General features: G+C 64.0%; 25 protein-coding genes. 20 read left to right on the forward strand and 5 right to left on the reverse strand.

Annotated elements, in window-relative coordinates:
• Window positions 1-121: 121 nt before the first annotated feature.
• Window positions 122-2941: a S8 family serine peptidase gene (locus tag AC3CBN_RS19075; protein WP_488634562.1), complete on the reverse strand. Its 2820-nt coding sequence runs from the start codon at window positions 2939-2941 to the stop codon at window positions 122-124.
• 231 nt (window positions 2942-3172) lie between these two features.
• On the opposite strand from AC3CBN_RS19075, the gene AC3CBN_RS19080 reads away from it, so the two are divergent.
• From AC3CBN_RS19080 to AC3CBN_RS19090, 3 genes are all read left to right on the forward strand, one after another.
• On the forward strand, window positions 3173-4357 hold the full coding sequence (locus AC3CBN_RS19080) for an acetyl-CoA C-acyltransferase (RefSeq protein WP_488634563.1): 1185 nt from the start codon (window positions 3173-3175) through the stop codon (window positions 4355-4357).
• Between the two features lie 147 nt (window positions 4358-4504).
• A complete protein-coding gene (locus AC3CBN_RS19085) occupies window positions 4505-4783 on the forward strand; it encodes a hypothetical protein (protein ID WP_488634564.1) in 279 nt (92 codons plus the stop codon).
• Window positions 4784-4923: 140 nt separating this feature from the next.
• Window positions 4924-6531 carry a carboxyl transferase domain-containing protein gene (locus AC3CBN_RS19090; RefSeq protein WP_488634565.1) on the forward strand — a complete coding sequence of 536 codons (1608 nt, stop codon included), beginning with the start codon at window positions 4924-4926 and terminating at the stop codon, window positions 6529-6531.
• Window positions 6532-6619: 88 nt separating this feature from the next.
• Here AC3CBN_RS19090 and AC3CBN_RS19095 read toward each other — a convergent pair whose 3' ends face one another.
• On the reverse strand, window positions 6620-6805 hold the full coding sequence (locus tag AC3CBN_RS19095; RefSeq protein ID WP_488634566.1) for a hypothetical protein: 186 nt from the start codon (window positions 6803-6805) through the stop codon (window positions 6620-6622).
• 119 nt (window positions 6806-6924) lie between these two features.
• On the opposite strand from AC3CBN_RS19095, the gene AC3CBN_RS19100 reads away from it, so the two are divergent.
• The 3 genes from AC3CBN_RS19100 to AC3CBN_RS19110 all read left to right on the forward strand — a co-directional run bounded on the left by AC3CBN_RS19100 (window position 6925) and on the right by AC3CBN_RS19110 (window position 9406).
• Window positions 6925-7287: an ArsR/SmtB family transcription factor gene (locus tag AC3CBN_RS19100; RefSeq protein ID WP_488634567.1), complete on the forward strand. Its 363-nt coding sequence runs from the start codon at window positions 6925-6927 to the stop codon at window positions 7285-7287.
• Window positions 7284-8243 carry an SRPBCC domain-containing protein gene (locus AC3CBN_RS19105; RefSeq protein WP_488634568.1) on the forward strand — a complete coding sequence of 320 codons (960 nt, stop codon included), beginning with the start codon at window positions 7284-7286 and terminating at the stop codon, window positions 8241-8243. Before AC3CBN_RS19100 ends, AC3CBN_RS19105 begins: the two co-directional genes overlap by 4 nt.
• A 251-nt stretch (window positions 8244-8494) precedes the next feature.
• The gene (locus AC3CBN_RS19110) at window positions 8495-9406 is read left to right on the forward strand and encodes a tetratricopeptide repeat protein (protein ID WP_488634569.1); all 912 of its coding nucleotides are present in this window, start codon (window positions 8495-8497) and stop codon (window positions 9404-9406) included.
• Between the two features lie 15 nt (window positions 9407-9421).
• Here AC3CBN_RS19110 and AC3CBN_RS19115 read toward each other — a convergent pair whose 3' ends face one another.
• Genes AC3CBN_RS19115 through AC3CBN_RS19125 form a run of 3 tightly spaced genes read right to left on the reverse strand, consistent with a single transcriptional unit; the run spans window position 9422 to window position 11804 of the window.
• A complete protein-coding gene (locus AC3CBN_RS19115; protein ID WP_488634570.1) occupies window positions 9422-9721 on the reverse strand; it encodes a DUF6587 family protein in 300 nt (99 codons plus the stop codon).
• Entirely contained in the window at window positions 9718-11562 is a 1845-nt protein-coding gene (feoB, locus tag AC3CBN_RS19120; protein ID WP_488634571.1) for a ferrous iron transporter B, read from the reverse strand. The genes AC3CBN_RS19115 and feoB overlap by 4 nt, the downstream gene beginning before the upstream one ends.
• Entirely contained in the window at window positions 11559-11804 is a 246-nt protein-coding gene (locus AC3CBN_RS19125) for a FeoA family protein (protein WP_488634572.1), read from the reverse strand. Before AC3CBN_RS19125 ends, feoB begins: the two co-directional genes overlap by 4 nt.
• Before the next feature lie 121 nt (window positions 11805-11925).
• On the opposite strand from AC3CBN_RS19125, the gene AC3CBN_RS19130 reads away from it, so the two are divergent.
• The 14 genes from AC3CBN_RS19130 to AC3CBN_RS19195 all read left to right on the forward strand — a co-directional run bounded on the left by AC3CBN_RS19130 (window position 11926) and on the right by AC3CBN_RS19195 (window position 23657).
• Window positions 11926-12720: an enoyl-CoA hydratase-related protein gene (locus AC3CBN_RS19130; protein ID WP_488634573.1), complete on the forward strand. Its 795-nt coding sequence runs from the start codon at window positions 11926-11928 to the stop codon at window positions 12718-12720.
• 55 nt (window positions 12721-12775) lie between these two features.
• Window positions 12776-13168 (forward strand): VOC family protein, encoded by a 393-nt coding sequence (locus AC3CBN_RS19135; protein WP_488634574.1) that lies wholly within the window; start codon window positions 12776-12778, stop codon window positions 13166-13168.
• 92 nt (window positions 13169-13260) lie between these two features.
• Window positions 13261-13779, forward strand: a complete 519-nt coding sequence (locus AC3CBN_RS19140; RefSeq protein ID WP_488634575.1) for a cupin domain-containing protein — start codon at window positions 13261-13263, stop codon at window positions 13777-13779.
• 105 nt (window positions 13780-13884) lie between these two features.
• Window positions 13885-15888, forward strand: coding sequence for an acetyl/propionyl/methylcrotonyl-CoA carboxylase subunit alpha (locus AC3CBN_RS19145; protein WP_488634576.1), 2004 nt, complete (start codon window positions 13885-13887; stop codon window positions 15886-15888).
• A gap of 47 nt (window positions 15889-15935) precedes the next feature.
• Window positions 15936-16847 (forward strand): hydroxymethylglutaryl-CoA lyase, encoded by a 912-nt coding sequence (locus tag AC3CBN_RS19150; protein ID WP_488634577.1) that lies wholly within the window; start codon window positions 15936-15938, stop codon window positions 16845-16847.
• A gap of 70 nt (window positions 16848-16917) precedes the next feature.
• The gene (locus AC3CBN_RS19155) at window positions 16918-17568 is read left to right on the forward strand and encodes a GIY-YIG nuclease family protein (RefSeq protein WP_488634578.1); all 651 of its coding nucleotides are present in this window, start codon (window positions 16918-16920) and stop codon (window positions 17566-17568) included.
• 102 nt (window positions 17569-17670) lie between these two features.
• Window positions 17671-18978 carry a histidine kinase gene (locus AC3CBN_RS19160; RefSeq protein WP_488634579.1) on the forward strand — a complete coding sequence of 436 codons (1308 nt, stop codon included), beginning with the start codon at window positions 17671-17673 and terminating at the stop codon, window positions 18976-18978.
• The gene (locus AC3CBN_RS19165; protein ID WP_488634580.1) at window positions 18975-19739 is read left to right on the forward strand and encodes a LytR/AlgR family response regulator transcription factor; all 765 of its coding nucleotides are present in this window, start codon (window positions 18975-18977) and stop codon (window positions 19737-19739) included. Before AC3CBN_RS19160 ends, AC3CBN_RS19165 begins: the two co-directional genes overlap by 4 nt.
• A 42-nt stretch (window positions 19740-19781) precedes the next feature.
• A complete protein-coding gene (locus AC3CBN_RS19170; RefSeq protein ID WP_488634581.1) occupies window positions 19782-20156 on the forward strand; it encodes a hypothetical protein in 375 nt (124 codons plus the stop codon).
• Window positions 20157-20287: 131 nt separating this feature from the next.
• The gene (locus AC3CBN_RS19175; RefSeq protein ID WP_488634582.1) at window positions 20288-21538 is read left to right on the forward strand and encodes a metal-dependent hydrolase family protein; all 1251 of its coding nucleotides are present in this window, start codon (window positions 20288-20290) and stop codon (window positions 21536-21538) included.
• On the forward strand, window positions 21535-22020 hold the full coding sequence (locus tag AC3CBN_RS19180) for a GNAT family N-acetyltransferase (protein ID WP_488634583.1): 486 nt from the start codon (window positions 21535-21537) through the stop codon (window positions 22018-22020). The genes AC3CBN_RS19175 and AC3CBN_RS19180 overlap by 4 nt, the downstream gene beginning before the upstream one ends.
• Before the next feature lie 10 nt (window positions 22021-22030).
• Complete coding sequence (locus tag AC3CBN_RS19185) at window positions 22031-22633, forward strand: YdeI/OmpD-associated family protein (protein WP_488634584.1); 603 nt, start codon at window positions 22031-22033, stop codon at window positions 22631-22633.
• Window positions 22627-23094 carry a GNAT family N-acetyltransferase gene (locus AC3CBN_RS19190; RefSeq protein WP_488634585.1) on the forward strand — a complete coding sequence of 156 codons (468 nt, stop codon included), beginning with the start codon at window positions 22627-22629 and terminating at the stop codon, window positions 23092-23094. The genes AC3CBN_RS19185 and AC3CBN_RS19190 overlap by 7 nt, the downstream gene beginning before the upstream one ends.
• Window positions 23091-23657, forward strand: coding sequence for a GNAT family N-acetyltransferase (locus AC3CBN_RS19195; RefSeq protein ID WP_488634586.1), 567 nt, complete (start codon window positions 23091-23093; stop codon window positions 23655-23657). Before AC3CBN_RS19190 ends, AC3CBN_RS19195 begins: the two co-directional genes overlap by 4 nt.

Below are 23657 nucleotides of genomic sequence, written 5' to 3' on the forward strand. Positions count from 1 at the left end.
GGTGCTCGCGATAACGTTTCTACGAAGCGCGCTCCGGAATGGCGCTTCCGCAAGACCAGCCCCTCACCCTACCCTCTCCCCAAAGGGAGAGGGGTCATGCCAGCGCCAGGACGCCGGGACGTCAGAACGACAGGCGGTAGCTCAGCGTTTCCATCTTGCCGCGATCGTACTGGGCCACGTACTGGTCATAGCCGAAGGACAGGCTGGAGCGTCGCGACATGGCCCAGTCCAGGCTCACGCCCGCCTCGCCACCATAACGGGACAGACCGATGCCGCCCACGGGCGCCCACTGGTTGAGTACCGCGAAGCTCGCATCGGGTATCGCACCGCGCATGCTGAAGGCGCGCTGCCAAAGCAGGTGACCTTGCAGGCTGAGGCGGCCGCCACCCGCCAGTGACCAGTCGCGACCGGCACGCAAGCCGGCGCCGGCCTGCCATCGCTCGATGGTCTGCGCACCGGCCTTGAGGCCGAAGCCATCGCCGCCAACCTCATCGAAGCCGTCGGTCCGGATGTTGGCGTACTGCAGATTGATGTACGGCGTGACGTGCATGCCGCCAAACGACATGCGGTAACCACTTTCACCGTAAGCGATGCCATAGCGGCCATTCGTATCGCTGGCCACGCTCTGCACATCGCTGCCCAGTGCCAGGTGACGATACATGTCTTCGCGATAGCTGCCGAAACCCAGCCGCCCCATCGCATACCACTGGTTTTGTACCAGGCCGCCATACAGCATGCCTTCGACGGCGCGGCTTCGCCCCTGATCGGCAAACTCATCCAGTCGACCGAGGTTCTGGCTGTGGCTGACCGCAAAGCCAGCTAGCCCGTTACTACCAAGGCGGTGATCCTGTCCCACCATCCAGCCGCTCAGGTCATAACCCACGTTGTTGTAGCCACTACGACTCATGCTGCCGTAGTTGCCCAGTGCCTGTGTCCAGCCACCGACACTCGTAACGTCGGCGAGTTGGTCGAAGCGGTTGGACAACGCTCGCGTGCCGGCATCCATCGCATCGAAGGTCATCGCGGCACTGGCGGCGTGCAACTGACCCGACAGACTGGCCAATGACTGCTGCAACGCGCTCGCGGTGGACGTCTGCTGCAAGCTTGCCGCACCGTCGATGAAGGACGTTGGCACGGCGCTGCCGTTGCTTGCTGCTCCCTGCCCCATCTGGGTATTGATCTGGCTGAAGGCACCATCCACGCGCTGGGCTGCAGCGAATGAAGCAGGCGTATAAGTCACGCCCGTCACTGTGCTGGCCTGCACCTGGCTCACATTCAACCAGGCGTCGTTGGCGCCATAGCCGAGCGTGGCGGTCAGCAACACACCCGTTGCCGTGTTGAGCGCGGAGAACGTGCCCGTCAGTCCACCGTTGGCGACAAGTACATCGGTATGCGAATTGGCCTGATAACCCTGCTTCGTGCCGGTCACGTAGAGATCGCCGCCGGCAAGGCTGGCCGTACCGCTGACCCGCAATACCGAACCCAGTGCCACGGCAAGACGGCCGGCGCCTTGCTGGTTGTAGCTGCCGCCTACCGTGACATCCGTGCTGCCCACGGCCAGCACGCCGGCGTTGGTGATCGAACCACCAATAGCTGGTGTACCGCTCAGCACGCCTTGGGCACCGATGCTCACATTGGAAGCTAGCGACGTGGCCACCAGCATGCCGCCTTGCACCTGGGTCAATCCGGTGTAGCTCGATGGCTGGGTCAACGTCAGCGTGCCGGTGCCTTGCTTGATCAGGCCGCCAGCACCTGAGATCGCGTTGTTCCAATTGGAGCTGCCGCTGAAATTGACGGTGACGTCGCCCCAGTTGAACTGCGCCGGGCCATTCACTGCCCTGCCCACGTCCAGCTCGCCATAGCCGAAAGTGGCGTTGGGCTGTGAGCCGCCCAAGGGGTCGGCGGTGCCCAGCAGGGTCTGCCGCACCAGGTCATTGGTGAAATAGGGATAGGCCTGCCACACCAATGCCGCCGCACCGGACACCTGCGGCGCGGCCAGCGAGGTGCCTTCGACGATCCAGTACGTCTCGTTGGCCGTGCTGGTGTCGCCCTTGCCGCTGACAATCACGTCACCGGGTGCCGCAAGGCAGTAGTTCATCGCGATGCCGCACTTGTTGGAATAGCTCTCCAGCTGCGTGGGGCTGTTGCTGTTGACGGCCACCACGGTGAGCCAACCCTTCTCGAGATCCGGCGCCAGGTTCGGCAAGCTGGCGATGCTGCTGGGATTGGCCTGCGAATCGTTGCCCGCCGCGAACACCACCAGGCCTCCCCACGAGTTGATGAAGGGGCTATATGCGTCGTGGAAAGCCTTGGTCGTGGCGGTGTCGGAGGAACTCCAGCTGATGCCACCCCAGGAGTTGTTCATCACCCTTACGCCATTGGCCATCTGGTCGGCGTTGACCTGGCCCAGCGGAATCGCGTCCGAGGATGTGACCGGCGCGGGGGCGGTGGAACCGTTATCGTCCGGAGCGCTGTCGTTGAGGATGCGCGACGAGACGATGTTGGACCCCGGCGCAATACCACCCGCGAACTGTCCGAACGAGGTGCCCGCAGCAATCTCCGCCACGAAGGTGCCGTGGCCATTCACATCGTCAACCTTGAGATTGTTGGTGCTCGGGTCGACGTAGGTCAGCTCTTTCACCACGCGCCCTGACAGCGCGGGATGCGATGCCATCACGCCGGTATCGACGATGCCGATGGTGACGCCGCCCCCGTTATAGCCGGATGCATGCGCCGCATAGGTATGGGTGATGCTCAGCTGAGCATCGATGGGCGGCTGCGCGATGCTGGACGACGGCGGTGGTGTGGAAGGCGGCGTTACCGGTGGTGCCGGGGTCGGCTTGGTATTGCCGCCACCTCCGCCGCAGGCAGCCAATGCAAGCGACAGCCCTACGAGCACAGCCGCACGACGGTACCGCAACCCCTGTATACCCGTATTCATGGCGTCCCCACCCCATATACAACGTGTATGGTCTCGCGCCTGACGAGTGCCCCATCACTCAGCAACGCGCGACAGGGCAAATAGTCGCACAACGAAAACGCAACTAAATGCCGGCAAGATCGCACTGCCATCGCAAATTAGCCCGGTTTGCCCCGCTTGGCAGCGGGCTGCGATAATTGATGGGTTATTTACCGGGCACCCCCGCCCCATCAAGTACTTGCGGAGATTTCCATGTCGGATGTCAGCGTCGTCATCGTCGGTGCCAAGCGCACTGCCATTGGCTCCTTCCTCGGCCAGTTCACCGGCGTTCCCACGCCCACGCTGGGCTCCACTGCCATCCGCGCCGCACTGGAACAGTCGGGCCTGGCTCCCGCCGAAGTCAGTGAAGTGTTCATGGGCTGTGTACTGCCCGCCAACCTGGGCCAGGCACCTGCGCGCCAGGCGTCGCTGGGCGCCGGCCTGCCGCCCGGCACCGGTTGCACCACGGTCAACAAGGTATGCGGTTCGGGCATGAAGGCCATCATGCTGGGTCACGACCTCATCAAGGCTGGCTCGGCCGCCATCGTGGTCGCCGGCGGCATGGAATCGATGACCAACGCGCCGCACATGGTCAACGCCCGCAGCGGCATCCGCTATGGCGAAGGCACCCTCGTTGACCACATGGCGTGGGACGGCCTCACCAACCCGTACGACGGCAAGGCCATGGGCGTCTTCGGCGAGTTGTGCGCAGACAAGTACCACTTCTCTCGCGAAGAGCAGGATGCCTTCTCCACCGCGTCGGTGGAGCGCGCCAAGGCCGCGCAACAGTCCGGCGCCTTCGCCAGCGAGATCGTCCCGGTCACCGTGACCAGCCGCAAGGGCGAAGTGAAGATCGACACCGACGAACAGCCGAGTCGCTCCGACACCAGCAAGATCCCAACCCTGAAGCCGGCCTTCCGCAAAGAGAACGGCACCATCACCGCCGCCAGCTCGTCCAGCATTTCCGATGGCGCCGCTGCGGTTGTGCTGCTCTCCGCCGATGATGCCAAGGCTCGCGGCCTCAAGCCGCTGGCGCGCATCGTGGCGCACGCTACCCATTCGCAGGAGCCGGAGTGGTTCACCACCGCGCCGGTGGGTGCGCTGCACAAGGTTCTGGAAAAGGCTGGCTGGAAGGCCAGCGACGTCGACCTGTTCGAGATCAACGAAGCCTTTGCCGTGGTCCCCATGGCCGCGATGCGTGAGCTGGCGATTCCCCACGACAAGATCAACGTCAACGGCGGCGCCTGCGCGCTTGGCCATCCGATTGGCGCCAGCGGTGCCCGACTGGTGGTCACGCTGATCAATGCGTTGAAGACCCGTGGCCTCAAGCGTGGCGTGGCGTCGCTGTGCATCGGCGGCGGCGAAGCGACTGCTATTGCGGTAGAGTGCCTCGACTAATGCGCTCTCGAGGCGGCCGCCATTGCGGCCGCCGATGAAAGGCGGGTTAACCGTTTTTACGGCTTTACATAAAGATGTGGCGCATTTTCCGCGAAAGCGTTATTAATACGCCCGCCAAACGGCATTCCACGGCAAAGGAGATTCAACATGAAGTTCACGCGTACCCTTCTCGCCTCTGCGCTCGTCGCGCTGCTGGCGGCTTGCAGCAACGGCGCGCAGGATTCCGCGCAGGACGCTCAGAAGTCGGCTGACCAGGCGCAGCAGGCTGCTGACCAGGCTCAGAAGGCTGCTGCTGCTCCGGCGTCGACGGCCGCTGCTCCGGCAGCTGCTCCGGCTTCGACCGCTGCGGCTCCTGCCGAACAGCCGGCTCCGACCCCGGCTTCGACCGCTGCTGCTCCGGCCGCTGCTTCGACCGCTGGTCACTAAGTAGTCCGGTGTACTTCCGAAAACCGGCCGCCTTGTGCGGCCGGTTTTTTTTTGCGCTATCGCCATGCTGCGTCGCCGATTTAGCCAATGGGCCCGGGCCGTTATCATTCAGGTCTTCAACCGAACGGCAGCCTTAGCCCATGAGCGTCATTGCCTCGCAGATCGATCCTCGGTCGCCGGATTTCCAGGCCAGCAGCACGCAGCTGCGTGGCCTGGTGGACGACCTGCACCACGAGCTGGTGCGCACTGCCGAAGGCGGTGGCGAAAAGACGCGCGAAAAGCACACCGCCCGCGGCAAGCTGCTTCCGCGCGAGCGCATCCGTGCCCTGCTCGACCCCGGCTCGCCGTTCCTTGAGCTGTCACCCTTGGCCGCCCACGGCATGTACGACAATGCTGCGCCCGCCGCCGGCATCATCACCGGCATCGGCCGAGTGAATGGCATCGAAGTGGTGGTGGTGGCCAACGACGCCACGGTCAAGGGCGGTACCTATTTCCCGATCACGGTGAAAAAGCATCTGCGTGCACAGGAAGTCGCACTGGAGAACAGGCTGCCGTGCATCTATCTGGTGGACTCCGGCGGCGCCTTCCTGCCGCTACAGGACGAAGTATTTCCTGACAAGGAACATTTCGGCCGCATCTTCTACAACCAGGCACGCATGTCGGGTCTGGGGATTCCGCAGATCGCGGTTGTCATGGGTTCGTGCACCGCGGGCGGTGCCTATGTGCCGGCGATGAGCGACGAAACCATCATCGTGCGCGATCAGGGCACGATCTTTCTCGGCGGTCCACCGCTGGTGAAGGCCGCCACGGGTGAGGTGGTGGATGCCGAGGCGCTCGGTGGTGCGGACGTCCATACGTCCGTCTCGGGCGTGGCCGATCATTATGCGGAGAACGATGCACACGCTTTGTCCATCGCTCGCGATATCGTCGCCAGCCTCAACCGCAAGAAGGACATGCCGCTGGCGCTGCGCACCCCTGCCGAGCCGCTGTATGCCGCTGAGGAACTGTATGGCGTGATCCCGCAGGATACGCGCCGCCCGTTCGATATCCGCGAGGTGATCGCCCGCATCGTCGATGGCTCCGAATTCCACGAGTTCAAGGCGCGCTACGGCAAGACCCTGGTCTGCGGCTTTGCGCATATCCACGGCTACCCGGTCGGCATCATCGCCAACAACGGCATTCTGTTCTCCGAGTCCGCACTCAAGGGCGCGCATTTCATCGAGCTGTGCAACCAGCGCAACGTGCCGCTGGTGTTCCTGCAGAACATCACCGGCTTCATGGTCGGTAAGAAATACGAGAACGCAGGTATCGCAAAGGACGGCGCCAAAATGGTGACCGCCGTGGCCTGCTCGCACGTGCCGAAGTTCACCGTGGTGATTGGCGGAAGCTTCGGCGCAGGCAACTACGCCATGTGTGGTCGCGCCTATGGTGCGCGCTTCCTGTGGATGTGGCCCAACGCCCGCATCAGCGTGATGGGCGGCGAACAGGCCGCCTCGGTGTTGGCCACGGTGCGCCGCGACGGCATCGAGGCCAGCGGAAAGACCTGGAGTGCGGAGGATGAAGAGGCCTTCAAGGCACCCATCCGCGACCAGTACGAGCGCCAGGGGCACCCCTACTATGCAAGCGCGCGACTTTGGGACGACGGCATCATTGATCCGGCCGACACACGCCGCGTGCTCGGGCTGGCGATTTCCGCCTCGCTCAACGCGCCGATCGAACCGCAGCGTTACGGCGTGTTCCGCATGTAACGCTCACCGCCTGCCGGCAACTCAATCAGCAGTGAATGGCTGCATGCCAGGTGTTTCCGCAGGCAGTAAAGATCTTTCTGTAACGAGCCTAGCGCGGCACTCGCAAGCTGGAATCACGCAACGCGGTCTCATGTTCCACTTCGTCATGCGCAGCCACGTCGAGGTTGTCGAGCACCCCATGTCCGGCCGGGTGACGCATGGCCGTGGGCGGCACGGTAATTTCGGTCGTGTCGCCATCTGGCACGGTGGTATCGATGGATGGGGTGCGCTGCATATCCGACTCCTAGTGGGTCCACGATTTTAACCATGCATCGACCCCTCGATGGCACCACTCGCTTTTAATATTCAACCATAAGGTTGACTTTTAACGGCGGCCGACTGATATTCAACCATATGGTTGAATCAATCCCACTCGACACCGTATTCCAGGCACTCACCGACCCGACCCGCCGCGCCATGCTGCGCAGCCTGGCGACGGGCGACCGCAATATCGGCGAGCTGGCCGCGCCGTTCGAGATGTCGCTGGCCGCCGCTTCCAAGCATGTGAAGGTGCTTGAGCGTGCGGGCCTGGTGAAGCGTGCCGTCCTGGGCCGCATGCATGTTTGCCGGCTCGACCCGGCCCCACTGGCGGCTGCCGACGAATGGCTGCGCTTCTACGAGCAGTTCTGGAACCACAAGCTCGATGCACTCGATGCCTTGCTCAAGGCCGATGACCACGCCAAGAGCAAGCCCAACCGCAAAGGTAAGTCGCGATGAATACTGCTGTCCTACGTAGTCTCCGCATCTCTCGGCGCTTTGATGCGAGCGCCGAGCGCGTGTTCGATGCGTGGTTGGACCCAGCCACCGCGGGGCGCTGGCTGTTCAGCGCCGATGGCGGCGAAATGGTGAAGGTGGACATCGATGCGCGCGTGGGTGGCCGCTTCTCCTTCACCGACCGCCGTGACGGCGAGGATGTGGAGCACGTCGGCGAATACCTGGAAATCGATCGGCCACGCCGATTGGTTTTCACTTTCACCGTTCCGAAATACTCCGGCGCGCATACGCGCGTGACCATCGAAGTGACGTCGGTCGGCAAGGGTTGCGAGCTCGTGCTCACGCACGAAGACGTGCTACCCGAATGGGCCGATGGCACCCATCAGGGCTGGGGCATGATTCTTGGTCATCTCGAGGAAAACCTGCAGCGCCACCCGCCGCGGCAGCTCGTCGCCGCAGATACGATCCGTTTCGAACGCCTGCTGCCCGGCCCCATCGAACGCGTGTGGGCCTATCTCACCGAATCGGACAAACGCGGCCAATGGCTGTCCAGCGGGTCGATGGAACTGCGCGTCGGCAGTGACTTCCAACTGCACTTCCACCACATCGAACTGTCGCGTACACAGGTACCGCCGCCGGAACGTTTCAAGGACCACGCCGATGGTGTGACCTCGCAGCACAGGATCACCGCTTGCGAACCACCGCAACTGCTCAGCTACACCTGGGGCGATCCCGCGCAACCCTCCGAGGTCAGCTTCGAGCTGACGCCGCAAGGCGATCAGGTGCGCCTGGTGCTGACTCATCGCCGCCTGCCGCCCGCCGATATCGCCGGCACCAGCGGCGGTTGGCATGCGCATCTGGACGTCCTCGACGACCGCCTGTCCGGCCGCCTGCCCCAACCTTTCTGGCCCATCGTTTGCCGGCATATCGAGAACTACGAGCGTGCCGCATCGGCGTGATGGGTATGGTGCCTTGGCTGGCGCGCAGGCATTTGCGCGGCAGCTCAACATGGGGTGGAACCGTCAAGCCGGTGGCACTGGCGGGCGTACATCGGGCCGATGGTGCCGTGGTTGACGAGCAGCTGCGAACGACTGACCAACCCTGGTCGCTCGCAACAGCCGTTCAGACGTCCAACTGGCGATTGCCTAGCGCCGTCGTCGGGAGTAGCGTGTGGTTACTGTGTCCCCACGCAGACACCCGGGGTATCGCCATGAACAGGCAAAGTCTCTTGACGTTGCGTTCGCTGTGCCTCGCCGCCTCCTTGGGGCTGCCGCTCGCCGCGGCCTACGCCACCACCGATGCGACGCTTCCCACCATTCCCGTGGATACCACGGCACCACCACCTCAAGTGGTGAGTTACCACGCCACACCAGACGTACCCATCAGCCGCACGGATGCCTTCAATACGCCTCAGGATGACGGCCGGCCCGGCGAGTACTACTTCTACCTCGGTGCACTGGCCAACCAGCGTCACGACTACACCCACGCCATCGCCATGTACAAGATCGCCGCCCTATGGGCGTACAAGCCCGCCGAGTACAACCTGGGCGTGCTCTATCTCAATGGCCATGGATCGCCCGTGGATCTGCCTACCGCCATGGCCTGGTTTGCGCTGGCGGCCGAGCGCAACGAAACGCAATACGTCTACGCCAAGCAACTGCTCTACGCACACCTGACACCAGAACAGTTCGAGCTAGCCAACCAGATCTGGCGCGAGCTGTTGCCCATCTACGGCGACGAAGTCGCCTTGCCACGCGCCAAGGCACGATGGCGCGAGGTGCTCTACTCCGCCACCGGCTCGCGGGTGGGTTCGGCAGCGCCCCACCTGGTTGTCGGCGGCATGGTTGGCATGAACAATCACCATGCGCCACCGAACTATGACGTCGGCAATGGCGGACACATCAATACGACTCCGGGCGATATCACCGGCGTCCATCAGATCGATGGCGTCATCGCCTATCAGCAATTGCGCGCGAGCAACGATCCCTACGACCCGAAATTCCAGACCTATCTGCTATCGGGGACGGTGACGGTCGGCATCCTCACGCCGGTCAAATCGGGGGATCCAGCCATCCGCAAGATCAATCCGCCGATGGACAGCAACCCGCCAAGCCAGCGCTGAAATAGGGCTGCGGCGTTACTTCGCTCGCTGGCGAAATTCCAGCGGATGCACGTCGTGCGCTGCTGCCGGCGGTTTGGGTCCGCATGCGCCGCACGTACTGCAGCCATCACTGCAATTGCCGGTGGCCTGCTTCGGTTGCAGGCGCCGGCCGAAGGCGCGCTGCCATGCGGCGCGCTGGGGTTGATCGAAATGCAGGGCGATAGAGGCCAGCCAACGATTGGTAAGCTGCGGCGCCAGTTTGCGGAACGTGATGAGGGCGCTGATCAGCACGATCACGCCGATCACCACGTATTGAGCCAGCAGTCCCGTGCTCATGTCAGCAGGCTCGTGATCTGATAGGTGAGGAACGAGGCCGCATAGGCCACCACGAACATGTAGCCGAACGAGATGCCCACGTTACGCCACGAATTGGTCTCGCGACGGATCACCGCCAGCGTCGACATGCACTGCGGCGCGAACGCGAACCACACCAGCAATGACAGCGCACTGGCCAGCGAGAAGTTGGCCGCCAGAGCCTGCGCCAAACCTGCGCCATCGGCACCATCGCCACCCACGGCGTAAACCGTGGCCAACGCTGCTACCGCCGTTTCGCGCGCGGCGAATGCGGGAATCAGCGACACACTGATCTGCCAGTTGAAGCCCAGCGGCGCAAAGATCACCTGCAGGCCGCGGCCGATGTAGCCGGCAAAGCTGTAGTCAATCGCCGGACCGGTGGCACCTGCCGGCGCGCCCGGGAAGCTGGACAGGAACCACATCAGCACGGTCAACCCAAGGATCACGCCAGTCAGGCGCTTGAGGAAGATCATGCCGCGCTCATACAGACCAATGGCCACATCGCGCACCTTGGGCAGGCGATAGGACGGCAGCTCCATCAGCAGCGCATGCTCGCTGCGATCGCGGCGCATCTTCTTCATCACCCAGGCCACGGTCATGGCACCGAGTACCCCGGCCGCATACAGCGCAAACAGCACCAGGCCCTGCATGTTGAAGATGCCCAGCACGCGCCGCGTGGGAATGAACGCACCGATCAGCAGCGCATACACCGGCAGTCGCGCCGAGCAGGTCATCAACGGCGCCACCAGAATGGTCGAGAGCCGGTCGCGCGGATCAGTGATGCTGCGCGTTCCCATGATGCCGGGAATGGCGCAGGCGAAGCTGGAAAGCAGCGGAATGAATGAGCGCCCGGTGAGGCCCACCGACACCATCAGGCGGTCGAGCAGGAACGCTGCGCGCGGCAGGTAGCCGGATTCCTCCAGCACCAGGATGAAGAAGAACAACACCAGGATTTCCGGCAGGAAGCCGATCACGGTACCCAGGCCACCGAACACACCATCCACGATCAGGCTTTGCAGCGGCCCCGCAGGCATCCACACGGTGGCGTGCTGGCCCAGCCAGCCAAAGCCTTCGCCGATCAGGTCGGTCATCGGCTTGCCCGCCGCATACACCGCCTGGAACACCAGGAACATCACCACCGACAGGATCGCCAATCCGAATACCGGATGCAGCGCCCAGCGATCTAGCGCGTCATCGATCTCGGCGGTGGCGCGCGGCATGGTGACCGTGGCGGCGAGCATCTCGCGTACTTGCATGTGCAGGTCAGCGCGGCTGGCCGCATCGTCCGGCTGCGCCGGAGGTGCCTCGGGAATTTCGCCATCCACTTGTGCGATCAGCGCCTTCACGCCATCGCGCTTCACCGCCACGGTTTCCACCACCGGCATGCCGAGGCGGCGCGACAGTTCGGGCACGTCGATAACGATGCCGCGACGACGCGCCGCATCCATCATGTTCAGCGCCAGCACCACTGGTCGACCCAGGCGCTTCACTTCCAGCACGAAACGCAGATGCAGGCGCAGGTTGGTGGCATCGGCCACGCACACCACCAGGTCCGGTGGCGCCTCGCCCGGGTAATTGCCTTCGAGCACGTCGCGCGTGATCTGCTCGTCCGGGCTGGTGGCGTCGAAGCTGTAGGTGCCCGGCAGGTCCAGCACCTGCAACACGCGACCGGACGGCGTGCTGAAGCGGCCCTCCTTGCGTTCCACCGTGACGCCGGCGTAGTTGGCCACCTTCTGGCGGCCGCCGGTGAGCTGGTTGAACAGCGCCGTCTTGCCACAGTTGGGGTTGCCCACCAGGGCAATGCGCAGGGTACTGGCGCTCATGCCGCCACCTCTGGGCGCACCATCACGCGTGCCGCCTCGTTACGACGCAGTGCGAAACGGGTCGAGCCGATCTGAATAAGCAAAGGGTCGGCGCCCAGCGGGCCGATTGCCACCACGCGCACCGGTTCGCCCGCCACGAAACCCAGGTCGCGCAAGCGCTGCGCGATCGGGTCAGAAGCATGAGCATCGTCCACTCGGTCCACCACGGCAGTAGCCCCTTTCGGCAGGTCGGACAGGCGCACTGGTCACCAACTTAAATAAGAATGGTTCGCATTGTACCTTAGTCCCATGCGACCTGCAGCGCCACACTCCAGGTGCACGGCGTCGCCTGTTTATGATGTGCATCCCCACCAGGAGCACCCGATGACTTCCAGCATCCAGATCGCCGACCAGGCGGGCGTCCGCCGCATCACGCTGAACCGCCCGCAGGTGCACAACGCCTTCGACGATGTGCTGATCGCGGAGCTGACCGATGCGCTGGCCACCGCGGGCGCCGATGAGACGGTGCGCGCGGTAGTGCTTACCGGCGAGGGCGCAAGTTTTTCCGCCGGTGCGGACCTGAACTGGATGCGCGGAATGGCAGCGGCCAGCGAAGCGGCGAACCGCGAGGATTCGCTGCGCCTGGCCCGCCTGATGCGCACCCTGCAATACCTGCCCAAACCCACCATTGCCCGCGTCAACGGTGCTGCTTATGGCGGAGGCGTCGGCCTGATCGCCTGCTGCGACATCGCCATCGGTGTGGACAGCGCGCGTTTCGGGCTGACGGAGGTGAAGCTTGGTTTGGTGCCCGCCGTGATCTCGCCCTACGTCATTCACGCCATCGGCCTGCGGCAGGCGCGCCGCCTGTTCCTCACTGGCGAACTCTTCGACGCGACCACGGCGCTGCACATTGGCCTGATACATCAGTGCGTGCCCATCACCGCGCTGGGCGAAGCCGTCGAGGCCACGCTGGCGTTGCTCGCCAAGGCTGGCCCGATGGCTCAGTCGGAAGCCAAGCAACTGGCGCTGCGCGTCGCCGGCGCCACCGAGGCAGAGGCTGAGCGGCTCGATCACGAAAACGCCGCACTGATCGCCCGCCTGCGTGTCTCCGACGAAGGGCAGGAAGGGCTTGGCGCCTTTCTCGCCAAGCGCCCGCCCCGCTGGTGCACGCCAGACTGACACCATCGATTACATACTCGATACGTTGCCACCCGCTTGCACAAGGAGTGATGCCATGCTCGACCACGTTGGGTTGCAGGTTTCCGGTTTCGAACGCAGCCGCGAGTTCTACCGCAAGGTGCTGGCGCCCCTCGGTGGCACGCTGATCATGGAGGTCACCGCGGAACAAACCGGTGACGGCGAGCATGCGGGATTCGGCATCAACGGCGTGCCTAATTTCTGGATCGGTACATCGCACAACGGTCATACCGCAGGCCCCGTGCATATCGCGTTCACTGCACCCAATCGCGCCACGGTGGATGCATTCCATCGCGCCGCGCTCGACGCCGGCGCCAAGGACAACGGCGCTCCCGGCTTGCGGCCGCACTATCACGAGCATTACTACGGTGCCTTTGTGATCGATCCGGATGGGCACAATGTCGAGGTGGTCTGTCATCAACCGGAATGACAACGGCGAACCAGGAAGCCCGCGCCTTCCTGCACCAGTGAACGCACCGCGCCCTGCAGATGCTTGATGGCCTCCCGAACGGACACCAGACCATGCCACACCCCATCATCAACATTGCCGACGTTGAATTGCAGCCCTTCCCGCCCGGCATGGGCCCCACCGGTGAAACGGCCGAACGCTACGAGGCGCGCATGGGTCGCTTCTCGGTGGAGATTGGCGCGCAAAAGCTCGGCTACAACATCACCGCCGTGCCGCCGGGCAAGCGCGCCTTCCCACGCCACTGCCACCGCGTCAACGAAGAAATGTTCTTCGTGCTTGAGGGCACGGGTGAAGTGCGTATCGGTAACGACCGCCATGCCATCCGTGCAGGCGATGTCATTGCCTGCCCACCGGGCGGTCCGGAGCTTGCGCACCAGATCATCAACACGGGCACGGTCGAGCTGCGCTATCTCGCCGTCAGCACCAAACAGACGCCGGAAATCTGCGAATACCCGGATACCGGCAAGTACGGCATCCTCGCGGAATACCCGCCAGACGCCGATGGCAAGCCGCAGGGCTTTCGCATCATCAGCAAGCCGGACCTGACAGTGGGCTACTGGGAAGACGAGTAAATCGCTCGCGCCACCCCTGAAAAGACCGTCCATGCTGCGCCGCGCATCGGCGGCAGCGCGGCAATCTGCTAGTTTTGTCAGCTCTGCATCATCCCCGGAAGCCGCATGTTCGAGCGCGTACTCATTGCCAACCGCGGCGAGATCGCCTGCCGCGTGATCCGCACCTGCCGGCGCTTAGGGCTCCATACCATCGCCGTGTATTCGGAAGCCGACGCCAATGCGCAACATGTGCGCCTGGCGGATGAAGCGTGGCCCATTGGCGGCCCACGTCCGACCGAATCGTACCTGCGCGGCGATGTCATCCTTGATGTGGCGCGTAAGAGTGGCGCGCAGGCGATCCATCCCGGTTACGGATTTCTCTCCGAAAACACGGCCTTTGCGCGTGCCTGCACCGAGGCCGGCATCGCCTTTATCGGGCCGCGACCGGAAAGCATCGACGCGATGGGCTCCAAGGCAGCCGCCAAGGCGCTGATGGAACGCCACGACGTGCCGCTGGTGCCCGGCTATCACGGCGAGGACCAATCGGCCGATGTGCTTGCCGAACAGGCGCGCCTCACCGGCTTCCCGCTGATGATCAAGGCAGCTTCCGGCGGCGGTGGCAAAGGCATGCGCATCGTGCGTGCAGAGGCCGAATTCACTGACGCGCTGGCTTCCGCGCAGCGCGAGGCGGCGAGCGCCTTCGGCGACACGCGGGTGATTTTGGAACGCTACGTGGAGCATCCGCGGCATATCGAGTTCCAGGTGTTCGGCGATGCGCACGGCAACGTCATCCATCTCAACGAGCGCGAGTGCTCGGCCCAGCGTCGCTACCAGAAAGTGCTGGAGGAAACGCCCTCTCCTTTCCTCGACGACGCGCGCCGCACCGCAATGGGCGCTGCTGCCGTGGCCGCAGCGAAAGCGGTCGACTATGTCGGCGCAGGCACGGTCGAATTTATCGTCGGCCAGAGCGGCGAATTCTTCTTCATGGAGATGAACACGCGTCTGCAGGTCGAGCATCCGGTCACTGAAGAAACCCTCGGCCTGGACCTGGTCGAATGGCAGCTTCGCGTCGCCGCCGGTGAAGCACTGCCGCTGAGGCAGGAACAGGTGCGGGCTAGCGGTCACGCGATCGAAGTGCGCCTGTACGCCGAGGATCCGGACCAGAACTTCCTGCCGGGATCGGGCAAGTTGCAGCGCCTGCGTCTGCCGGCGCCATCGCGCCATGTGCGCATCGACGGCGGCGTAATCGAAGGCGACACGGTGACGATCTTCTACGACCCGATGATCGCCAAGCTGATCGTATGGGACCAGGACCGCCCGCAAGCCCTGCAGCGCTTGCGTGATGCCCTCAAGGCCTGCGAAATCGTTGGACCGAAATCCAACGTCGCTTTCCTCGAGCGACTGGCACGTCACCCCGTCGTGGTCGAGGGCCGCATCGATACCGGCTATCTCGATCGCCATCTCAACGAATTTCTTGCGGGTGACGCCGCGCCTGCCGATGGCGTGCTGTTCGCGGCGACCGTCGCCGCGTTGCTGCATGACGAATGCGCGGTAATGACCCAATCACGTTACGGCACCGATCCGTTCTCGCCGTGGTCGCGTGCCGATGCATGGCGTGTCGGCCACGCGGGCAAGCGTATCGTCGCGCTGTCGCTGCATGGCCATCGTTACGAAGTGGAAGCCTACGGCCACGACGGCGACTATCGGCTGTGCCACGGCGACGCGGCCACCGAAGTACACGGTGCCCGTCACGACGGTGAAGCGCTGAGTGCCCGCTTTGACGGCGAAGCGCTGCGCCTGTCCATGCGTTCCGATGCCGCGCGCGTCACCGTGCACGATGCTGCCGGCAACCGCTACGCCTTCGAGCGCGCCGCCGCCTTTGCGTGGCAGTCCAAGGAAAGCGTTGGCGGCAACCAGATCGTGGCGCCGATGCCGGGCCGCATCGTGCTGGTCAAGGCCAAAACCGGTGACGCCGTGGAGGAAGGCCAGGAATTGCTGGTGATGGAAGCGATGAAGATGGAGCTGGCCTTGAAGGCGCCGCGTGCCGGCACCATCGAGAGCATAGGCGCCGCGCAAGGTGACTTTGTCGAAGCCGATTCGGTACTAGTGCGTTTCGTCCCTGAACCCTAGAGTCAAAAAGCGGCCATCCATGGCCGCACTCTTCACAGAAGCACGCCATGAACATGTCATCCCTTCAAACTGATCACGTCCGCATCGTCGAAGTCGGCGCACGCGACGGACTGCAGAACGAAAAGACGTTGCTGCCGACCGACGTGAAGATCGCGTTGATCGACCGTCTTTCCAGTACCGGGCTGCAGACCATCGAGGCCACCAGCTTCGTCAGCCCCAAATGGGTGCCGCAGATGGCCGATGCGGCCGAGGTCTACCAGGGCATCCGCAAGGTGCCCGGCGTGGGCTATCCGGTGCTGGTGCCCAACGAACAGGGTTATGAGCGGGCGCGCTCGGTGGGCGCTACTGAGATCGCGGTCTTCACGGCGGCATCGGAAGCATTCAATCGCAAGAACATCAATGCCTCCATCGACGAGTCGATCGAGCGCTTCATGCCGGTGCTTGAACGCGCCAAAGCCGATGGCGTGAAAGTGCGCGGCTACGTTTCCACCGTGCTCGGCTGTCCCTACCAGGGCGAAGTGCCGGTGAGCGATGTGGTGCGCGTGGCGCGCCGCCTGCACGAACTGGGCTGCTACGAAGTCTCGCTGGGCGACACCATCGGCGTGGGCACGCCGGCGAAGGCACGCGCCATGTTGCATGCCGTGGCGCAGGACGTTCCGATGTCGGCTTTGGCCGTCCATTTCCACGACACGTACGGCCAGTCACTGGCCAACATCCTTTCCTGCCTTGAGGAAGGCGTGCGCGTGGTGGATAGCGCCGTCTCCGGCACCGGCGGCTGCCCCTACGCGAAAGGTGCCACCGGCAACGTCGCCAGCGAAGACGTGGTCTATATGCTCCACGGCATGGGACTGCACACCGGCATCGATCTGGACATCCTGATCGCCACTGGCGCGTGGCTTGCCGCCCAGTTGCACAAGGAAACCGCCAGCCGCGTCACGCGAGCGCGCTTGGCAACCTAGCCGCACGCTCCATCCCGGCCGGTGAGACGCACGACGCGCAACCTGCGCCATTGCCCCGAACATTTCGCCCATGCCCAGCGGAAACCATACGACGGAAGAAGACCAGGCCGCGCCTCGGTTTGCCTCGCGCGGGCGAGCCTATGTCTATGTGCTGCCCTGCCGGCATGAGGATCTGCTGAAGGTCGGTTTCTCGCGAGAACCACTGTCGCGCTTTCGCACACTGCATCGACGTTTCTTTGAATTCTTCGACCTGGACCGCGGCCTGCTAATCGAGGTGGATCGCGTCGCACAGGCACGTCGCATCGAACGGCTATTTATCACCACCTGGGTCGAACATCGTGCGCAGGCACCGTTCGCGGTGCCGAAATCGGCTGCCGGACACACCGAGTGGTATCGCGGCATCGACATCGACGTGACGACACTCGCTCGCCAGCTTGCGCAGAGCGAAGCCTTGGTATTGCACGAGCCGCTCCGAGCGTGGCTCTGCGGCGTGCTGGTTGGCCGCGCCGACGAACTCTACAGCTGGAGCGAAGGCATGCTCGGTGAAGCACTGCCCGAGCGCGAACATTCGGGACTCACCACGCCAGGCCCCTTCGAGCGCGCCCTGCTCGACACGCTGGACATGTACGAGGGCGCCGGTCTGTCGTTGCACACGCTGGTGCCCGAAGCGGTGCTGGAGTGGTATCGGCATGGGCCCCATCGCGCGCTGTTCGGCGGCTAGCCGCGCATCCGAAGCGCGTTGCTTCACTCCCGCCCAGGCCGCTTTCGTCGGTCCTATGCCGGTTCCGTCGAAAGACACCCCCGGATAGCGACGGGGCTGGGTATGCTCCGGTCCGTTCCCTTCGATGCCAGAGATTCCGCCGTGATCAAGAGCCTGCTCTTCGTTGTTCGCCTGGTCCTGGCGTGGTTCCTCGCCTTGCTGTTCATCGCATTGCTGGTCACCAACAGCCCGCCGTTTCGCTATCGCGACGTGGGTGGCGGAGCCACGCTTCTGATCTTCATCGCGTTGCTGATGGTGATCACCAGCGCCGTCTCGCACCTGCGACGTGTCCGACTGATTGCCGGCCATGTTGATAGCGATACGCTGGGCAACCGACAGCGGCGGCGCGTGGAGATACCTTTCGATGCTGATGAAGCCTTCGACCTGCTCGATGCCGCCATTCGGGAATTGCCCCGTACCGAGGACATCGAAAGCGCACGTGACAGCCTGCAGGTTCGCGCCAAGGTGAAGCGTCCCATGCCCTATGGACGCAGCATGCTCGGACGTCTGGACCCTTCCGTCTGGTTTGGCCATCTGCGCAACCAGATCTTCGCCACCGTGACGCCGGGAGAAGGCACCGGCAGCGTCACGCTGATCTGCGAGCCCGAAGCCGGCGCATGGAGCGACTGGTTCCGCGTGGACGATGGCACCAACCTCGAAAACGCCGAGGCGATCATCCGCGCCATCACTCGTCGCATTTCCGAAAAACGCCGGCACGAGAAGCTGCGTGCCATGCAGTCGGAGAGCGAGAAGGAGCACACGGTGGCTCGGCTCAACCTTCTGCATGCACAGGTGGAACCGCATTTTCTCTACAACACGTTGGCCAGCGCGCAATACCTCACGCGCAGCGACCCGGCGCAGGCCGACCATATGCTCGGACACCTGATCCACTACCTGCGTCATTCCCTGCCTCTCACCGATGACGCGCTGTCCACACTGGGCGACGAACTGGAACGCACCCGCGCCTATCTGGAAATCATGAAGCTGCGCATGGGCCCGCGCCTGTCGCTGCAGGTGGACGTGCCTGACGCGCTGCGCGCCATCTCACTGCCGCCGATGATGCTGCAGACCCTGGTGGAAAACGCGATCAAGCACGGGCTCGAACCCAAGCCCGGCGGCGGCACCGTGTGGATCCTGGCGCGCCGTGACAACGACGCGGTGACCATCACGGTGGCCGACGATGGCCGCGGTTTCAGCGCCGCCAGCGGTGGCACCGGCATCGGCCTGAAGAACGTTCGCGAACGTCTGCGCCTGATCTATGGCGCCGATGCCTCGCTCTCGGTCGTTGGCAATGCCCCTGAAGGTGTGGCCAGCACCATCACCGTGCCGGCACGCGCCGCAGCAACGAGCGAACCGGAGGTAGGGCAATGACCACCGCCATCCTTGCCGAAGACGAAGCGCTGCTGCGTACCGCATTGCGCAACCTTCTGGCGCAGGCGTGGCCTGAGCTGGAGATCCTTGCCGAATGCGAGGACGGCGCCAGCGCACTCGAGGCCATCGATGGCCATCGCCCCGACGTCGCCTTTCTCGACATCCGCATGCCGGGCCTCAGCGGGCTGGAAGTCGCCGCGGCGGCAGCCGAAGCCAGCCCCGGCACGCAGGTGGTCTTCACCACGGCGTATGACCAATACGCCATCGCCGCATTCGAACGTGGCGCGGTCGACTACCTGCTCAAGCCCATCACTCCTGAGCGCCTCGCCGCCACCGTGCAACGCATCAAATCCCGCGCGGACAAACCGCCCGCCGATGCCGAAACTCTCACCGCGCTGTTGCGCGAGCTCACGCTCGGCAACACACAAGGCAAGCCACCGTTGACCTGGATTACTGCCAGCAATGGGCGCGAGACGCGGTTGATCATGGTGGACGACGTGGCCTATTTCCGCGCCGACAACAAATACACCGTTGCCATGACCGCCGACGGTGAGTCGTTGCTACGTACGCCGATCCGCGAACTGGCCGGCATGCTCGACCCCAGCACGTTCAAGCAAATCCATCGCTCGACCATCGTCAATCTCAAGGCCGTGGCGTCCATCGTTCGCGACGACACTGGCAAAGGCACGCTGCGCCTCAAGCAGCGTCCGGAAACGCTGGTGGTAAGCCAGCCCTTCATGGCCTTGTTCCGCAATATGTGAGCTTCCTCGCGAAGCCAGGCAGGCATTACGCAAGAGGTCACCATGTACAAGTTCTTCGCATTGTTCTACATGCTTCTTTCCTTCGCCGGGTGCGATCAGGGACGTACCGTCGTCGTGCATTCGATTGCCAATGGCCGCGACGTGGTCTACAGCAAGGTGCATGTCGCCGGCCAGCTGGCAACGTTCCAGTGCATGCGCAGCGAGAGTGGCGCCTGTCACTACACCGTGGTCGCCAACGACTGCGCGCCGGCCGGCATCAGCTGCCCATCGCCGCCTACTTCCTTCGCGGTGCAGGCAGGCGGCAGCCGCAGCTTTACCAACCTGCCCGCCGGCTTCCAGAGCTGTGTCACCGCCACCGGGACGCCCGACGGCGACTGCGCGCAGCTTGCCTCCACCACGGCGAGCACGTCTCCCTGAAGCCGGCCTCGCCGCAACGCGGCTCCCGTGGCTAGAATCGGCTTTCGGATGCGCGGGAGCCGGTGATGGGCTGGAGTCAATGCAGGGGTTGGGTCGGTGCGCTGTTGGCGTTGTTAGCCTCAGGCGCAGCCATGGCGGCAAGCGCACCAAAGGGCGATGTGCTGCTGGTTCCCGAACGCGTTTGGACGGCCGACGGTGATGCCGCGCACGCCGACTGGGTGGTGCTGGTGCATGACGGTGTGATCACGGCGGTCGGCCCCGTGAGAAGCATCCAGGCACCCGGCGACGCACAACGCATCGCTCTGCCCGGCACCACGCTGACGCCAGGCCTCATCGACCTGCACTCGCACGTGTTCCTGCATCCATACAACGAAACGTTGTGGAACGACCAGGTGCTGAAGGAGCCGCAGGACTACCGCACGCTGGAAGCCGCCGCGCACGCACGCGCCACGCTGCTGGCTGGCTTCACCACGCTGCGCGATCTGGGCACCGAGGGCGCCGGGTTTGCCGATGTCTCGATCAAGCGCGCCATCGATGAGGGCATGATTCCGGGGCCACGCATGTTCGTCGCCACCCGGGCCATCGTCGCCACCGCCAGTTACGGGCCGGGGCCGCGCGGCTTCCGGCCCGACATGGACCTGCCCGGCGGCGCGCAGGAGATCAGCGGCGTGGATGAAGCCATCCGTGCCACGCGCGAGCAGGCCGGCCATGGCGCCGACTGGATCAAGCTTTACGCCGACTACCGGGTGGGTGTGGATGGCGGCACGCAACCCACCCTGTCGCTGGCGGAAATGAAGGCCATCGTGGACACCGCGCATCTGTCCGGGCGTCCGGTGGCCGCGCATGCCTCCAGTGACGAAGGCGTGCGCCTGGCCGTGGAAGCGGGCGTGGACAGCATCGAGCATGGCTACGGCGCCAGCGAAGCCACCTTCCGTCTGCTCAAGCAGCACGGCGTCGCCTACGAGCCCACGCTAACCGCAGTGGAATCGACCGCGGAATATTTCGAGCACTACGTGCCCGGCCAGAGCCAACCGACGGCACGTATGCGCGAAGCCGAACGCGCGTTTCGCACCGCATTGAAACTTGGCGTGATCATTGGCAATGGCAGCGACGTGGGCGTATTCACCCACGGCGACAACTGGCGCGAGCCGGCAAACATGGTGCGTGATGGCATGTCCGCGCCACAGGCGCTGCACGCCGCCACCGACGTGGCGGCACGCATCCTTCGCCAGCAGGAGAAGTTCGGTCGCATCGCACCGGGCCTGCGCGCCGACCTGGCAGCATTCACCGGCGACCCCACCAGGAACATCGACGATCTTCAGCATCCGGCCTTCGTGATGAAGGACGGCACCGTTTACCGCACACCACAAACTACGCCATGACCGACTTCCTGATCCGCCCCATTGAAGCCCGCGACAACGCCGCTGTCGCCAACATCATTCGCGCCGTCATGCCCGAGTTCGGTGCCGATGGCCCGGGCTTTGCCATCCATGACGCTGAAGTCGACAGCATGTACGAGGTGTACGGACGTCCGCGCAGCGCGTATTTCGTCATGGAGCGCGACGGCGTCGTGCTCGGCGGTGGTGGCGTGGCTCCGCTGGAAGGCGGCGATGTCGACGTATGCGAACTGCGCAAGATGTATTTCCTGCCCGACGCACGCGGCCTCGGCGCCGGTAGCGCCATGATGCAGCGCTGCCTCGACGCGGCACGCGAACATGGTTTTCGTCGCTGCTACCTGGAGACGCTGACCGGCATGGACGCTGCCCAATCGTTGTATCGTCGGCATGGCTTTACCACCCTGTGCGAACCCATGGGTGGTACCGGCCACTTCAGTTGCGACAAGTTTTTCATCCGCGAGCTGTGAGGTCACGCTTATGGCCAATCAAGATCCGCGTATCGACGCCTATATCGCCAAGGCGGCGCCGTTCGCCCGACCCATCCTTGCGCACCTGCGCGCCGTGATGCACGAAGCCTGCCCGGAGGTGGAGGAAGGCCTCAAATGGAGCATGCCCTTCTTCGGCTACAACGGCTCGCTCCTGTGCAACATGGCCGCATTCAAGCAGCACTGCAGCTTCGGTTTTTGGCTGCACAAGGAAGTGATGGGCGAAACCGCCGAACAGGGCATGGGTGATTTCGGCAAGCTCACCTCGCTGAAGGATCTGCCGCCCAGGAAGACGCTGGCTGCGCACGTCAAGAAAGCGATGGCACTGATCGACGCCGGCGTAAAGCAGCGGCGCGCCAGCACAACGCCAAAGCCAGCACCGACGGTACCGGAAGATCTCTCCGCGCTGCTCGCCCAGCGCAAGCATGCCAGTGCCCGCAAGGCGTTCCAGAGTTTTCCGCCCGGTGCGCAACGCGACTACGTGGAATGGATCATCGAAGCCAAGACCGAGGCCACGCGCCAGAAACGGTTGGCCACCACGCTGGAGTGGCTGTCTGAGGGCAAGCGGCGCAACTGGAAATACGAGTCATGCTGAAAGCACCGATGCTGCGTTTCGAGATCGACGACCCTGCCTCGCCAGACGTCAAACCGCTGATCGAGCTGCTGGACGGCTATCTGTCGGAGCTCTACCCCACTGGCAACATCCAACCGGTGTCGGCGGAGGAACTCAAGCAGCCCAACGTCACATTCCTCACCGCCCGCGTCGATGGCACACCCGTGGCTTGCGGCGCCTGCGTGCGGCACGCGGACTATGTGGAAGTGAAGCGCATGTACGTACTGCCGGCTTGCCGTGGGCTCGGCCTGGGCAAGCAATTGCTGGAAGCGTTGGAACGCGAAGTCGCGCGTTCCGGCGGCAAGGTCGTCCGCCTGGAAACAGGCACCGCACAGACTGAAGCGCTGGAGCTGTACGAACGCGCCGGCTACCGGCGCTGCCCACCCTTTGGCGAACACAGCGCCAATCCAAGCAGCATCTGCATGGAAAAGGTTCTCGCATGATCCGCATTGCCCACGCCGACGATGCCGCGGCTATCCACGACATCTACACCCCGTCGGTGCTCCACGGCGTGGAAACCTTCGAGACCGAACTGCCGGGCACCGAAGTCATGCGTGAGCGCATCGTGACTCGTCTGCGGCAATACCCATGGCTGGTCTGGGAGGAAGGTGGACGCGTGCTGGCCTATGCCTATGCCAGCCGCTTCCGTGAGCGCGCAGCATATGACTGGATCGCGGAAACCTCCATCTACGTGCACGCCGATGCGCGTCGGCGCGGCATCGCGCGTCGACTCTATGGCGTGCTGCTCGACGTGATGCATCTTCAAGGCCTGAACCAGGCGGTTGGCGTCATTACCCTGCCCGGCGAAAGCAGCGTGGCCATGCACGATTCCATGGGCTTTAACCCGGCCGGGGTATGGCGCAGCTGCGGTTACAAGCTGAACACCTGGTGGGACGTAGGTGTGTGGCAGAAGGAGCTGCAGACGCCCCAGATACCGCCTCGCCCCGTGGTTCCGTTTCCCGCGTTGATCGGATCTGACAGCTTGCAACGGTTGCTGGTGCCCTGA

The sequence above is a fragment of the Dyella sp. OK584 genome, from assembly GCF_057787755.1.